Annotated in this window: 16 protein-coding genes and 2 tRNA genes; 15 read left to right on the plus strand and 3 right to left on the minus strand. The window is 63.7% G+C overall.

The features are described 5' to 3' along the window. Positions 1-7 precede the first annotated feature (7 nt). From clpX to PE058_RS10670, 4 genes are all read left to right on the plus strand, one after another. On the plus strand, positions 8-1,261 hold the full coding sequence (gene clpX, locus PE058_RS10655) for an ATP-dependent Clp protease ATP-binding subunit ClpX (protein ID WP_020087280.1): 1,254 nt from the start codon (positions 8-10) through the stop codon (positions 1,259-1,261). A gap of 290 nt (positions 1,262-1,551) precedes the next feature. Continuing rightward, positions 1,552-3,975, plus strand: coding sequence for an endopeptidase La (gene lon, locus PE058_RS10660; RefSeq protein WP_026868232.1), 2,424 nt, complete (start codon positions 1,552-1,554; stop codon positions 3,973-3,975). Between the two features lie 273 nt (positions 3,976-4,248). Then, on the plus strand, positions 4,249-4,629 hold the full coding sequence (locus PE058_RS10665; RefSeq protein WP_198011223.1) for an HU family DNA-binding protein: 381 nt from the start codon (positions 4,249-4,251) through the stop codon (positions 4,627-4,629). A gap of 301 nt (positions 4,630-4,930) precedes the next feature. Further along, a tRNA-Val gene (locus PE058_RS10670) sits at positions 4,931-5,005 on the plus strand. A gap of 4 nt (positions 5,006-5,009) precedes the next feature. Here the strand turns inward: PE058_RS10670 and PE058_RS10675 are convergent. Beyond that, positions 5,010-5,372, minus strand: coding sequence for a hypothetical protein (locus PE058_RS10675; RefSeq protein WP_271030570.1), 363 nt, complete (start codon positions 5,370-5,372; stop codon positions 5,010-5,012). Positions 5,373-5,489: 117 nt separating this feature from the next. On the opposite strand from PE058_RS10675, the gene PE058_RS10680 reads away from it, so the two are divergent. The 11 genes from PE058_RS10680 to PE058_RS10730 all read left to right on the plus strand — a co-directional run bounded on the left by PE058_RS10680 (position 5,490) and on the right by PE058_RS10730 (position 11,746). Then, the gene (locus tag PE058_RS10680; RefSeq protein WP_271030571.1) at positions 5,490-6,005 is read left to right on the plus strand and encodes a DUF1993 domain-containing protein; all 516 of its coding nucleotides are present in this window, start codon (positions 5,490-5,492) and stop codon (positions 6,003-6,005) included. 13 nt (positions 6,006-6,018) lie between these two features. After that, the gene (locus tag PE058_RS10685) at positions 6,019-6,570 is read left to right on the plus strand and encodes an AAA family ATPase (RefSeq protein WP_271030572.1); all 552 of its coding nucleotides are present in this window, start codon (positions 6,019-6,021) and stop codon (positions 6,568-6,570) included. Positions 6,571-6,736: 166 nt separating this feature from the next. Continuing rightward, positions 6,737-6,813: transfer RNA gene (locus PE058_RS10690), tRNA-Asp, on the plus strand. Positions 6,814-7,172: 359 nt separating this feature from the next. Further along, complete coding sequence (locus PE058_RS10695) at positions 7,173-7,538, plus strand: NADH-quinone oxidoreductase subunit A (RefSeq protein WP_271030573.1); 366 nt, start codon at positions 7,173-7,175, stop codon at positions 7,536-7,538. Beyond that, positions 7,529-8,107: a NuoB/complex I 20 kDa subunit family protein gene (locus PE058_RS10700; protein WP_020087287.1), complete on the plus strand. Its 579-nt coding sequence runs from the start codon at positions 7,529-7,531 to the stop codon at positions 8,105-8,107. Before PE058_RS10695 ends, PE058_RS10700 begins: the two co-directional genes overlap by 10 nt. A 72-nt stretch (positions 8,108-8,179) precedes the next feature. After that, complete coding sequence (locus PE058_RS10705; RefSeq protein ID WP_020087288.1) at positions 8,180-8,776, plus strand: NADH-quinone oxidoreductase subunit C; 597 nt, start codon at positions 8,180-8,182, stop codon at positions 8,774-8,776. Continuing rightward, complete coding sequence (locus PE058_RS10710; RefSeq protein ID WP_020087289.1) at positions 8,773-9,213, plus strand: hypothetical protein; 441 nt, start codon at positions 8,773-8,775, stop codon at positions 9,211-9,213. Before PE058_RS10705 ends, PE058_RS10710 begins: the two co-directional genes overlap by 4 nt. Then, positions 9,210-9,668 carry a thioesterase family protein gene (locus PE058_RS10715; RefSeq protein WP_020087290.1) on the plus strand — a complete coding sequence of 153 codons (459 nt, stop codon included), beginning with the start codon at positions 9,210-9,212 and terminating at the stop codon, positions 9,666-9,668. The genes PE058_RS10710 and PE058_RS10715 overlap by 4 nt, the downstream gene beginning before the upstream one ends. 3 nt (positions 9,669-9,671) lie before the next feature. Next, positions 9,672-10,112, plus strand: a complete 441-nt coding sequence (locus PE058_RS10720) for a GFA family protein (protein ID WP_271030574.1) — start codon at positions 9,672-9,674, stop codon at positions 10,110-10,112. A gap of 2 nt (positions 10,113-10,114) precedes the next feature. After that, positions 10,115-10,546 (plus strand): GFA family protein, encoded by a 432-nt coding sequence (locus PE058_RS10725; protein ID WP_271030575.1) that lies wholly within the window; start codon positions 10,115-10,117, stop codon positions 10,544-10,546. Positions 10,547-10,555: 9 nt separating this feature from the next. Continuing rightward, positions 10,556-11,746 carry an NADH-quinone oxidoreductase subunit D gene (locus tag PE058_RS10730; RefSeq protein ID WP_020087293.1) on the plus strand — a complete coding sequence of 397 codons (1,191 nt, stop codon included), beginning with the start codon at positions 10,556-10,558 and terminating at the stop codon, positions 11,744-11,746. A gap of 30 nt (positions 11,747-11,776) precedes the next feature. Here PE058_RS10730 and PE058_RS10735 read toward each other — a convergent pair whose 3' ends face one another. Together PE058_RS10735 and PE058_RS10740 are read right to left on the minus strand one after the other, a co-directional pair. Next, positions 11,777-12,538, minus strand: coding sequence for a glycerophosphodiester phosphodiesterase family protein (locus tag PE058_RS10735; protein WP_020087294.1), 762 nt, complete (start codon positions 12,536-12,538; stop codon positions 11,777-11,779). A 5-nt stretch (positions 12,539-12,543) separates the two neighbouring features. Continuing rightward, positions 12,544-13,011, minus strand: a complete 468-nt coding sequence (locus PE058_RS10740; RefSeq protein ID WP_271030576.1) for a RidA family protein — start codon at positions 13,009-13,011, stop codon at positions 12,544-12,546. Positions 13,012-13,056 lie beyond the last annotated feature (45 nt).

Consider the following 13,056-nt stretch of genomic DNA (forward strand, 5'->3'; position numbering starts at 1 on the left):
GAACAGAATGGCTCAGGAAAAGAACACCCTTTACTGCTCTTTCTGCGGAAAAAGCCAGCACGAGGTCAGGAAGCTGATCGCCGGCCCGACGGTATTCATCTGCGATGAATGCGTCGAGCTGTGCATGGACATTATCCGCGAGGAGAACAAGAACACCCTCGTCAAGTCGCGCGACGGTGTGCCGACGCCGCAGGAAATCTGTACGGTGCTCGATTCCTATGTGATCGGTCAGTTCCACGCGAAGCGCGTGCTGTCGGTGGCCGTCCATAACCACTACAAGCGCCTTAACCACGCGGCGAAGAACAACGACGTCGAGCTCGCGAAGTCGAACATCCTCTTGGTCGGCCCCACGGGTTGCGGCAAGACGCTGCTCGCGCAGACGCTCGCGCGCATCCTCGATGTTCCGTTCACGATGGCCGACGCTACGACGCTCACGGAAGCGGGCTATGTGGGCGAGGATGTCGAGAACATCATCCTCAAGCTTCTGCAGAACGCCGACTACAACGTCGAGCGGGCGCAGCGCGGCATCGTCTACATCGACGAGATCGACAAGATCAGCCGCAAGTCCGACAACCCGTCCATCACGCGCGATGTCTCGGGCGAGGGCGTGCAGCAGGCGCTTCTGAAGATCATGGAAGGCACGGTTGCCAGCGTGCCGCCCCAGGGCGGCCGTAAGCATCCGCAGCAGGAGTTCCTGCAGGTCGATACATCGAACATCCTCTTCATCTGCGGCGGTGCGTTCGCTGGTCTCGAGAAGATCATCGCGCGTCGCGGCAAGGGGACGTCGATCGGCTTCGGCGCGCGGGTGATGGGTCCCGACGAGCGGCGCACCGGCGAGGTGCTGCGCGAGGTGGAGCCCGAGGATCTGCTGAAGTTCGGCCTCATTCCCGAGTTCATTGGCCGTCTGCCCGTCATCGCCACCCTCGAGGATCTCGACGAGGCGGCTCTGGTGCAGATCCTCAACGAGCCGAAGAATGCGCTCGTGAAGCAGTATCAGCGCCTCTTCGAGATGGAGGACGTGAAGCTCACGCTGACGCAGGATGCGCTGCGGGCGATTGCGCGCAAGGCTATCGAGCGCAAGACGGGCGCACGCGGTCTCCGCTCGATCATGGAAGGCATCCTGCTCGACACGATGTTCGATCTGCCGGCGCTCAAGGGCGTCGAGGAGGTCGTGATCGGGCCGGAGGTCGTCGAGGGCGGCGCGCGTCCGCTCCGGATCTATTCGGACAGGGCCGAGGAGAAGGGCTCCACAGCCTCCTAAGCCGGCGGGCTGCCCTGAAACAAGGCGTCTGACGTGGATATGTGGCCGCGGGCACCTCTGTGCCCGTGGTGCGGCGGGGGAGGCGAGGCTCATTATTGATTAGGCCGGGGACCGTCCCCATCTTTCCTCAGCGACGCTTCCCATGGGCCGGCTCGGTTCTGGGGATTTCAAAATGAAAGATGCGGCGTGGGTTTCCCGGTTTCGGCCATAATGGCGCGAGCCTTGGGGACTACAGTGGGCTTCGAAGGCCGGTCAACGGCCGCGCAGCGCAACGCGAATGGGTGACGATGATGAGCGAAGAAAAACAGACAAAGGACAAGCCGGGCGCGCGGGATCATTATCCCGTTCTGCCGCTGCGCGACATTGTCGTGTTCCCCTACATGATCGTGCCGCTGTTCGTCGGGCGCGAGAAATCGATCAACGCGCTCGAGGAAGTGATGCGCGCCGACAAGCACATCCTGCTTGCCGCGCAGAAGAACGCGGGTGACGACGATCCGGCGACGGATGCGATCTATCAGGTCGGCACGCTCGCCTCGGTGCTGCAGCTCCTCAAACTGCCCGACGGCACGGTGAAGGTGCTCGTCGAGGGCACGGCGCGCGCACGCGTGCTGCGCTACACCGACAACGCCAACTATTTCGAAGCCGAGGTCGAGCGCATCTCGGAGACGATCGGCACCAAGGCCGAGATCGAGGCGCTTGCGCGCTCGGCGGTCTCTCAGTTCGAGAACTACGTCAAGCTCAACAAGAAGATCTCGCCGGAGGTGCTCGGCACCGTCGCGCAGATCGAGGACTACTCGAAGCTCGCCGACACGATCGCCTCGCATCTCGCAGTCAAGATTGCGGACAAGCAGGACGTGCTCGAGACTACGGTCGTCTCCGACCGGCTCGAGAAGGTCTATACGCTCATGGAGAGCGAAATCTCCGTGCTGCAGGTGGAGCGCAAGATCCGTTCGCGCGTGAAGCGGCAGATGGAGAAGACGCAGCGCGAGTACTATCTGAATGAGCAGATGAAGGCCATTCAGAAGGAGCTCGGCGACACTGAAGAGCGCGACGACATCGCGGAGTTCGAGGAGAAGATCGACAACACCAAGCTGTCGAAGGAGGCCAAGGACAAGGCCACTGCCGAGCTCAAGAAGCTCAAGCAGATGAGCCCGATGTCGGCCGAGGCGACGGTGGTGCGCAACTACCTCGACTGGCTGCTCTCGATCCCGTGGGGCATCAAGGGCAAGGTCAAGAAGGACCTCGAAGAGGCCCAGCAGGTGCTTGATGCCGAGCACTACGGTCTCGGGAAGGTCAAGGAGCGCATTCTCGAGTATCTCGCGGTGCAGGCGCGCACCAACAAGCTCAAGGGTCCCATCCTGTGCCTCGTCGGCCCGCCCGGCGTGGGCAAGACCTCGCTCGGCAAGTCGATCGCCAACGCTACGGGCCGCGAGTTCGTGCGCATGAGCCTCGGCGGCGTGCGTGACGAGGCGGAGATCCGCGGTCACCGGCGCACCTACATCGGCTCCATGCCGGGCAAGGTGATCCAGTCGATGAAGAAGGCGAAGCGGACCAATCCGCTGTTCCTTCTCGACGAGATCGACAAGATGGGCCAGGACTTCCGAGGCGATCCGGCGGCGGCTCTGCTCGAGGTGCTCGATCCGGAGCAGAACGGCACGTTCAACGATCACTATCTCGAGGTCGACTATGACCTTTCGAACGTGATGTTCGTGACGACGGCCAACACGCTGAACATTCCGCCGGCTCTCATGGACCGCATGGAGATCATCCGTCTTGCGGGTTACACCGAGGACGAGAAGGTCGAGATCGCCAAGCGCCATCTGCTCACCGAGCAGCGTCAGGCCCATGGCCTCGAGGACGGCGAGTGGGAGGTCGAGGACGGCGCGTTGCTCGAGATCATCCGCCGCTATACGCGGGAAGCCGGCGTGCGCTCGCTCGAGCGCGAGGTCGCCAAGCTCGCGCGCAAGGCGGTGAAGGAGATCCTGACGTCCGACAAGAAGAAGGTCGTCGTGACGGCTGCCAACGTCAGCGATTATCTCGGCGTGCCGAAGTATCGCTTCGGCGAGGCCGAGGTCGAGGACCAGGTGGGTATCGTCACGGGCCTCGCTTGGACGGAAGTCGGCGGCGAGTTGCTCACGATCGAAGGTGTCATGATGCCCGGCAAGGGCAAGATGACGGTCACGGGCAACCTGCGCGACGTGATGAAGGAGTCGATCCAGGCCGCGAACGCCTACGTGCGCTCGCGCTCGGTCGAGTTCGGAATCCATCCGAGCCTGTTCGAGAAGAAGGACATCCACGTGCACGTGCCGGAAGGCGCGACGCCGAAGGATGGTCCCTCGGCCGGTGTCGCGATGGCGACCGCGATCATCTCGGTGCTCACCGGCATCGCAGTCCGCAAGGACGTGGCGATGACGGGCGAGATCACGCTGCGCGGACGCGTGCTTCCGATCGGCGGCTTGAAGGAGAAACTGCTCGCGGCACTGCGCGGCGGCATCAAGACTGTGCTGATCCCCGAGGACAACGTGAAGGATCTCGCCGAGATCCCCGAAGAGGTGAAGAAGAAGCTGGAGCTCGTGCCTGTGGCGCGCATGGAGGACGTGGTGAAGACCGCGCTCGTCAGCGTGCCCGAGCCGATCCAGTGGGACGAGCAGGCGGAGGCGACGACGGTTCCTTCCGACGGCTCGACCGGCGGACCTCGCGTGACGGCGCATTGACCGGCGTCGCGCATTGATCCGAATGCCGATGCTCTCTTTGAGGATAAATTTGTCCTAGCGAGCAGACGCAAATTTGAATGAACGGCGTGCGGGTGTTTTTCGATGGTTCACTCCTCGAAAGCGCCCGCACTTCTTTGGTTAATCGTGTGCGTATTTTCTACGCAGTGCGCTGCCTCAGCGATGCTCGGATGCGCCGATTTTTAAGGCCTAAAGGGGCGTTTTGCCCCTTGACGCGCCCTGTCATTAGGGGCTTTTGTGCGGCCACTATCGCCGATGCAACGGTCTCCAAAAGTAAGAATTGAACCGCATCGGTGTGCGCCAGCGGCGCGAGATCCAGAGACCAAGCCAATCCAAATTTATTCCAGTCACGAGGACGGAAAAATGAGCAAGAAAGATTTGATCGACGCCGTTGCCAAGGAAACCGAGCTGACCAAGGAGAAGGCTGGGACGGCAGTCGATGCAGTGCTCGCGCACATCAGGAACTCGCTCAAGAACGACGAGGAAGTGCGCATTCCCGATTTCGGCACGTTCAAGGTGACCAAGCGCAAGGCGCGCGAGGGCCGCAACCCCGCGACTGGCGCCACGATCAAGATTCCCGCTTCGCGCGTTCCGAAGTTCAGCCCCTCGAAGGGCCTCAAGGACGCGCTGAACTAAGCGCGTTCGAACCGGTTTGAGGAAGCGCGTCGCGGTCGGTCTGCGGCGCGCTTTTCATTTGCGGCAGCAGACAACGGCAGCAGGCGGCAATTCGAGCTTGCGGACCGATTGGCGATTGCCGATTGCGTCGCGTGCCGTTATGGAATGCGTGTCGGGCGGTTAGCTCAGTGGTAGAGCGCTGATCTTTTATCGCTCACGCGCGCTGATCCGTTCGCTTTCGCGACCGGGCGCGCTCCGCGGGGGCGGCGCTTGCGCCGAGCCGCCTTGCGGCCAAGGCCCTTGGCCTGTAGGAGATGAGTTGGGGCGGTTAGCTCAGTGGTAGAGCGCTTCGTTTACACCGAAGATGTCGGGAGTTCGACCCTCTCACCGCCCACCATTCCCTACTTCGCCTGCTTCAAGCGAATACGATAGGATGCGTTCGCCGTGGCCGACGCGAACTCCTGAGCACGTGATCCCCGTAGCGCGTTGACCTGCACATTCAGTCGCGCGAGCTCGCATGTGTCCGCGATCGTCGCGGTCAGGTTGGTGCATTCGTTTCCGGCCATCTCGTAGAGCATCCGGCGGCCCTTCTCCATCGCGTCCTTCTGGACCTCCGGATCGTCGGATTTGAGGGGAACGGACATGTTGTAGCTGACCGTGACTTCAACGGCGCGTGCGGCGTCGGAGGCTTGCGCGCGGGGGGCCGTCGAAAATGCCGTCGCGGCTGTGATGGCAAAAAGCAGGTGGAGTACAGATATACGCATGCCCGGTCCTTCCCGATGATGATCGCTGTCGAGACTAGGCACAGAAGATGACCATGGCACGTGCGCGGCGGCCCGATCGCGTGCGATGGTAAAGGCGCTCTAACCATGAGGAAACGCATGTCCATCACGATGCACGAAATCGCCGTTCCGTCGTTTACCAAGCATCTCGAGGCGCTCGACGCGATCCTCGACAAGGCGGCGGCTTACGCAGAGGCGAAGAAGATCGATCCCAACGCGCTGCTCACGGCGCGGCTCTATCCGGACATGTACACGTTCACCAAGCAGGTGCAGTCGGCCTGCGATTTCGCGAAGCTGTCGGTGGCGCGTCTCGCGGGGATCTCGGCTCCCGTGCACGACGACAGCGAGACGACGTTCGCGGAGCTCAAGACGCGTATCGCGGAGACGCTTGCGGTGCTCAAGGCCGCGCGCCCCGAGCCGATGGAAGCCGCTGCGGACCAGGAGGTGAAGATCAAGGCGGGTCCGCGCGAGCTGACGTTCACGGGGCGCGAGTATCTGCTCCACTTCGCGCTTCCCAACTTCTATTTCCACTGCGCCACGGCCTACGGAATCCTGCGCCACAACGGGCTCGAGATCGGAAAGCGCGATTTCATGCGGCGCATGCCTCCCGCGTAAGGGGCTGCAGGCTGTGAGCAGCGGCGGCGGGATTGAGCGGTTTCTCGTGGTGACCGGCGGACCTGGGTCTGGGAAGACGACATTGATCGATGCGCTTCGGGCGCAAGGCTTTCAGGCCATGCCCGAAGCGGGGCGCGCGATCATTCAGGACCAGGTGGCGATCGGCGGGGCGGCCCTTCCCTGGGCCGACCGGCTTGCGTTCTCCGAGCTGATGCTCGGCTGGGAGCTGCGCTCCTACCGCGAGGCGCAGGCGCACTATGGGCCTGTCGTGTTCGACCGCGGTGTGCCGGACGTGATCGGCTATCTGTCGCTCTGCGGGCTTCCTGTCGGAGATCACGTCGCGCGTGCGGCAGAGCTTCACCGCTATCGGCGTGAGGTGTTCATTGCGCCGCCTTGGCCCGAGATCTTCACGCAGGACGCCGAGCGCAAACAGTCGCTCAATGAGGCGGAAGCAACCTATCATGCCCTCGCGGGCGCCTATGAGCGCTGCGGGTACGGCCTCGTGCCACTGCCGCGGGCGCCGGTTGCGGAGCGGGTGCGCTTCGTGCTGTCGCGGATCGGGTGAGGGGCGGAACGGTGCTCGGCCGCCGCGGCGCTCTGCGGCAATGGCGCCCTCCGGTAAAAACACCTAAAATAGGTCGTTCGCTTCGCTTGACTTAGGCCACGCGAACACGTATCTCACCCTTCGCTTTTGCGTCGTTCGGCCGCCAAGTCGTGCCGGGACGCGGATTGCGGGAGTAGCTCAGTTGGTTAGAGCGCCGCCCTGTCACGGCGGAGGCCGCGGGTTCAAGTCCCGTCTCTCGCGCCATTTTTCCGAACCTCGATGCCATGACCGATGACCGATCTCGCCCTGGGCCGCACCTGGGGTTGTGACGCGTACTCGCGGCTCTTCGAGCCTGCTTGGCGCCCGAGCTGTGGCCGGGCTCGCTTCATCCGCAAATTTCTTCGCAGGGCTCAACCCAGATCAAAGACTGGGGGATTCGGAGCCGCCATGGTCCCCGCATCCTGGCCTTTGGTTCGCGGCAAAAAAGGCCGGCAGAGAGCCAGGATTTCCCTCGGTAGCTGTTGCGTGTCCGACGGGCTATGGGTTAACACCAAGGGCGTGATTTTGCGTCGCGATAAGTCCTCGCAAAAGCGGACGTGCGGGCTCCGGAAGGACGGGACTTCATGAACGAGCTGCTCACTGACTACCTGCCTCTTGCCGTCTTCATCGGCGTCGCGCTCGCTATAGGTGCAGCGCTCATGATCGCGCCGTTCCTGGTCGCCGTTCGCAACCCCGACCCCGAGAAGGTCTCGGCTTACGAGTGCGGCTTCAACGCCTTCGACGATGCGCGCATGAAGTTCGACGTGCGCTTCTACCTCGTGTCTATTCTGTTCATCATCTTCGATCTCGAGATCGCGTTCCTGTTTCCGTGGGCGGCTGCCTTCGGCGATGTGGGGCTGTTCGGCTTCTGGTCGATGATGCTGTTCCTCGGGGTGTTGACTGTAGGCTTCATCTACGAGTGGAGAACGGGAGCGCTCGAATGGGATTGATCGTTCCGCCGGAGTTTCAGCTTGACCGCGCCAAGGAAGGCGCTGGCGGGTCTCAGGGCGCGCTGGTGAAGCCGGGTGATCCGTTCTTCACGGAGCTTTCCAACGAACTCGGCGACAAGGGCTTCCTCGTCACCACGACCGACGATCTCATCAACTGGGCGCGCACGGGCTCGCTGATGTGGATGACGTTCGGCCTTGCGTGCTGCGCTGTGGAGATGATGCAGGCGTCGATGCCGCGTTATGACCTCGAGCGCTTCGGCTTTGCGCCGCGCGCTTCGCCCCGCCAGTCCGACGTGATGATCGTCGCTGGCACGCTCACCAACAAGATGGCCCCGGCGCTGCGCAAGGTCTACGACCAGATGCCGGAGCCCCGCTACGTCATCTCCATGGGAAGCTGCGCCAACGGCGGCGGCTACTACCACTATTCCTACGCGGTGGTGCGCGGTTGCGATCGCGTCGTGCCGGTGGACGTGTACGTGCCGGGCTGCCCGCCGACGGCGGAAGCACTCGTCTATGGCGTGCTGCTGCTTCAGCGGAAGATCCGGCGCACGGGAACGATTGAGAGATAGGCGGCAGTAGGGCCTCACCTGCTTCGATCACGCACTGCCTACTGCCTTAAGGCCTGTTGCCCAGGATCTGACATGCTGAACGAACTCGACGCGCACATTTCGTCCAAGCTCGGCGACAAGGTTCTCGACCGGCGGATCGCGGTTGGAGAGCTGACGCTCACAGTATCCGGCGACCGGATCGTGGACGTGCTCACCTTCCTCCGCGACGATGCAGGGTGCCGCTTCGAGGTCCTGATCGACATCTGCGGCGTGGACTGGCCCGCGCGGGCGCAGCGCTTTGACGTGGTCTACCATCTGCTGTCGCCGCGGCTCAATCAGCGTGTCCGCGTGAAAGTGCTGACCGACGAGGAGACGCCGGTGCCGAGCGTGATCGGCGTCTATCCGGCTGCCAACTGGTATGAGCGGGAAGCCTACGACATGTACGGCATCCTGTTTACGGGCCATCCGGATTTGCGCCGCCTGCTTACGGACTACGGCTTCCAGGGCTATCCGCTACGCAAGGATTTCCCGCTGACGGGCTATGTGGAGGTTCGCTACGACGACGCCGCAAAGCGCGTGGTCTACGAGCCGGTGAAGCTCGTGCAGGACTTCCGTTCGTTCGATTTCGAGAGCCCCTGGGAGGGGCCGCATTACGTGCTTCCGGGCGATGAGAAGGCCGGACCGCAATGACCCTCGAGGCGGAGCGTCTGGCGCAGATCAAGGCGAACGTCGAATTTGCCCTGCAAGAGTTTCGCGAGCTGGCTGACAAGGATGTCTCGCTCGACGCAGATTCGGTTGCGTGGGTCGAGGGCTTCATCGAGAGCGCGCGTGGCCGCTACGTCGGCGTGGACGGTGGCGTGCCGAGCGGGCTCATCGGATTGATCGGCAGCTATCTCGGTGAGGCGATCATCGCAGAGACCAACGGACAGTGGGTCGAAGACGAGGCCGGCGGCTTGGGCGTCGCCTTTCCGAACGGCGATATCGTCTTTCCCTTCACCAAGGTCGAAAAGCAGTTCGACATGGGCGTTGCGGGCGGCGAGTCGATCCTGAGCTTCTATACGGTGGCCGTGAGCTACATCGCGGTCGGAGGATTGCGCGACGCCGCGCCGGCAGGGGAGCGGTCATGAAGGCCACGCTTCAGCCCGGCGCCAAGGCGCAACTGGTGTTCACGGTGCCGCCCGAGAAGACGGTGCCCAATCTCTATCCGGAATCGCCTGACTTTCGCGCCATGCCGGGCGTGTTCGCCACTGGCTTCATGGTGGGGCTCATGGAATGGGCCTGCCTCGAGGCGATGAAGCCGCATCTCGATGCGGGGGAGGGCTCGCTCGGCATTCACATCAACGTCTCGCACAGCGCGGCGACCGTGCCGGGGCAGACCGTGACGGTGGATGCCGAATGCACGAGCGTGGCCGGGCGCAGGGTGGCGTTCAAGGTCACGGCGCACGACGGCGTCGAGGTGATCGGCGCGGGCAGTCACGAGCGGATGATCGTGCCGTGGGATCGCTTCGTCGGACGGGTGAACGAGAAGGCCAAGCGCGCGGGAGCCGCGCCCATTGCCGCCGTCGAAAGCGTGGGGGCCTGAGCAATGGCGTCGGCAGGTCACACGGTCAAAGGGCACTGCCTCTGCGGGGCCGTCGCGTTCTCGGCGGACGTGGCGAAGCTCGAGGTCGATGCCTGTCACTGCAGCATGTGCCGGCGCTGGGCTGGCGGGCCGTTCATCGCGCTTTCCTGTGACGGCGAGCTGCGCATCACGGGCAAGGATCATCTCGCCACCTATCGCTCGTCCGAGTGGGGCGAGCGCAGCTTCTGCCAAACCTGTGGGACGTCGCTCTTCTGGCATCTCGTCGGCAGCGATCACTATGCACTCTCGGCAAACACGCTCGACGACCAGAGCGGGCTGGTGCTGACCTCGCAGATTTTCATCGACGAGAAGCCCGGCTTCTACGAGTTCGCCAACGACACGCCGAAACTGACGGGAGTGGAAGTCGTCGCGGCGTTCGAGGCCAGCAAGGGAGGGGAGAGCTGACGATGGCCGCCTCCCTTGATGTCTCCGGGCACTGCCTCTGCGGGGCCGTGAGCTACAACGCAACGGCCGTATCGCATGACGTCAGCGTATGCCACTGCGGCATGTGCCGGCGCTGGACCGGCGGGCCGCTGATGTATTTCGATGTCGAGGGGGCGCCCGTGATCGAAGGCGCCGAGTCGATCGGCGTCTACAAGTCGTCCGATGTCGGCGAGCGCGGCTTCTGTAAGCGCTGCGGCTCGGTGCTGTTCTGGAGGGTTGCGGGCGAGGATCGCTATACGTTCACGGCGGGATCGCTCGATACGCCCTCGGGGCTTATCCTCACGAAGGAAATCTTCGTCGAGGACAAGCCCGCGTTCTATGAGTTTGCCAATCCGACCGAGAAGCTGCGCGGATCGGATGCGATGTCGGCCTATACCGGCGACGAACCCAAGTGAGACTGCGACATGGCTGAGACAGAGATCCGCCCGTTCAACATCAACTTCGGCCCGCAGCATCCGGCGGCGCATGGCGTGCTGCGCCTCGTGCTCGAGCTCGACGGCGAGGTGGTGGAGCGCGTCGATCCGCACGTGGGGCTGCTGCATCGCGGCACCGAGAAGCTGATCGAGGCGAAGACCTATCTGCAGGCGATCGGCTATTTCGACCGGCTCGACTACGTGGCGCCGATGAACCAGGAGCACGCGTTCTGCCTCGCGGCGGAGCGGCTGCTCGGCATCACGGTTCCGCGCCGCGCGCAGCTCATCCGCGTGCTCTATTCCGAGATCGGGCGGCACCTCTCGCATCTTCTCAACGTGACGACGCAGGCCATGGACGTTGGCGCGCTGACGCCGCCGCTGTGGGGCTTCGAGGAGCGCGAGAAGCTGATGGTGTTCTACGAGCGCGCGTCGGGCAGCCGCATGCACGCCAAGTATTTCCGCGTCGGCGGCGTGCACCAGGATCTTCCGCCGGAGCTGATCGACGACATCTATGCGTGGTGCGACCCGTTCCTGAAGGTGCTCGACGACATCGAAGGGCTTCTGACCGAGAACCGCATCTTCAAGCAGCGCAACGTCGACATCGGCGTCGTGAGCCTGGACGACGCGTTCGCGTGGGGATTCTCGGGCGTGATGGTGCGCGGCTCGGGTGCGGCCTGGGATCTCAGGAAGTCGCAGCCCTACGAATGCTACGCGGAGCTCGATTTCGATATTCCGGTGGGCAAGAACGGCGACTGCTACGATCGTTACCTGATCCGCATTCTCGAAATGCGCGAGAGCGTGAAGATCATGAAGCAGTGCTGCGAGAAGCTCAAAAGCGCCGATGGCGCGGGGCCGGTGACGGCTCCCAACACCAAGGTGGTACCGCCGCGGCGCGGCGAGATGAAACGCTCCATGGAAGCGCTCATCAATCACTTCAAGCTGTACACCGAGGGTTTCCACGTTCCCGCCGGCGAGATCTACGCGGCGGTGGAAGCTCCCAAGGGCGAGTTCGGCGTCTATCTGGTGGCCGATGGGTCCAACAAGCCGTACCGCTGCAAGATCCGTGCGCCCGGCTTCCCGCATCTCGCGGCCATGGACTTCCTGAACCGCGGCCACATGCTGGCCGACGTGTCAGCGATCCTCGGCTCGCTCGACATCGTGTTCGGCGAGATCGATAGGTAGGCGCAGGGCTGGCCGAGTGCGTGGCCTGATCTAGGGTTCGAAGCCTTCGAAAATCGGCGCGTCGGCGTGGCGGGCCGCGATGCGGCGGTCTTCGTCCGTGCGGACAGTCCAGGTGAAGAGCGGAAGCCCTGAGGCGCGGGCGCGCTCGGTTTCGGGCGTGGGCAGCGCGGCGATTTCATACGCATAGAATGCGGGATCGACGGCGGCGCTTTCCTCCAGACGCGCCAAGCTGCGGCGACGCTCGTCCGTGAGCGACGAGCCCGGCCACCAGCCTTCGCCATCGTCCTCGAAATAGGAGCCCGAGACGATGCCGCGCGGCACGGCGGGCGCGAGGTCTTTCAGCACGGCCATCACGCCGGGGTCGAACGACATGAGTGCAAGCGGGCCTTCGTAGCCCGCGGCGAGACGTGCGATCTCGGCAAGAAAAATGCGGTCCGGCGGGTCCCATTCGCTCTTCACCTCGGCGAGCAGCGGCACGCGTCCGGCGATCAGCGCGAGCAGATCGGCAAACGTCAGGATGCCGGTCAGGTCCGCGCCTTTGAACGGAAGCTTGGCCGCGCAGGCGGGCTGGAGATCCGTGATCAGGCCGCTGCCGCGCGTGAGCCGATCAAGCTCGAGGTCATGGAAGACGAGCGGCAGGCCAGTTGCGGCGGGCTGCAGATCGCATTCGATGCCGTAGCCCTTGGCGATGGCCGCCTCGAATGCGGGCCTCGTGTTCTCGACAACGCCCTTCGCCGCGTCGTGGAGACCGCGATGCGCGATGGGACGCAGGAAAGCCGCGCGGTCGAGCATCCACTTTACCCGGCGATGGCGATGATGGCGTCCACCTCGACGGCGCAGTTGAGCGGCAAACTCGATACGCCGACGGCGGCGCGGGTGTGGCGTCCCTTGTCGCCGAGCACTTCCACCATAAGATCCGATGCGCCGTTCACGACCTTCGGATGGTCGGCGAAGTCGGCGGTGGCGTTGACGAACCCGGTGAGCTTCAGCACCTGGCCGATGCGGTCGAGGCTGCCGAGGGCGGATTTGGCCTGGGCGAGGATGTTGAGGGCGCAATGGCGCGCGGCCTGCTGGCCGATCTCGACGCTGACGTCGCGGCCGAGGGCGCCGGTGACGACGGTGCCGTCTGCGGCCTTGGAAATCTGTCCGGAAATGAACAGCAGGTTTCCGGAGATAGAGAAGGGCACGTAGTTGGCGACCGGATTGGGCGCTGCGGGCAGGGTGAGGCCAAGCTCGGCGAGGCGGGCTTCGATGGTTCCGGTCATGGGAACGTGTCTCCGGGTGTTAACGGGCGGGTGAAACGGTGCGCC

The organism is Hyphomicrobium sp. DMF-1 (assembly GCF_027886585.1).
Classification (GTDB): domain Bacteria; phylum Pseudomonadota; class Alphaproteobacteria; order Rhizobiales; family Hyphomicrobiaceae; genus Hyphomicrobium_C; species Hyphomicrobium_C zavarzinii.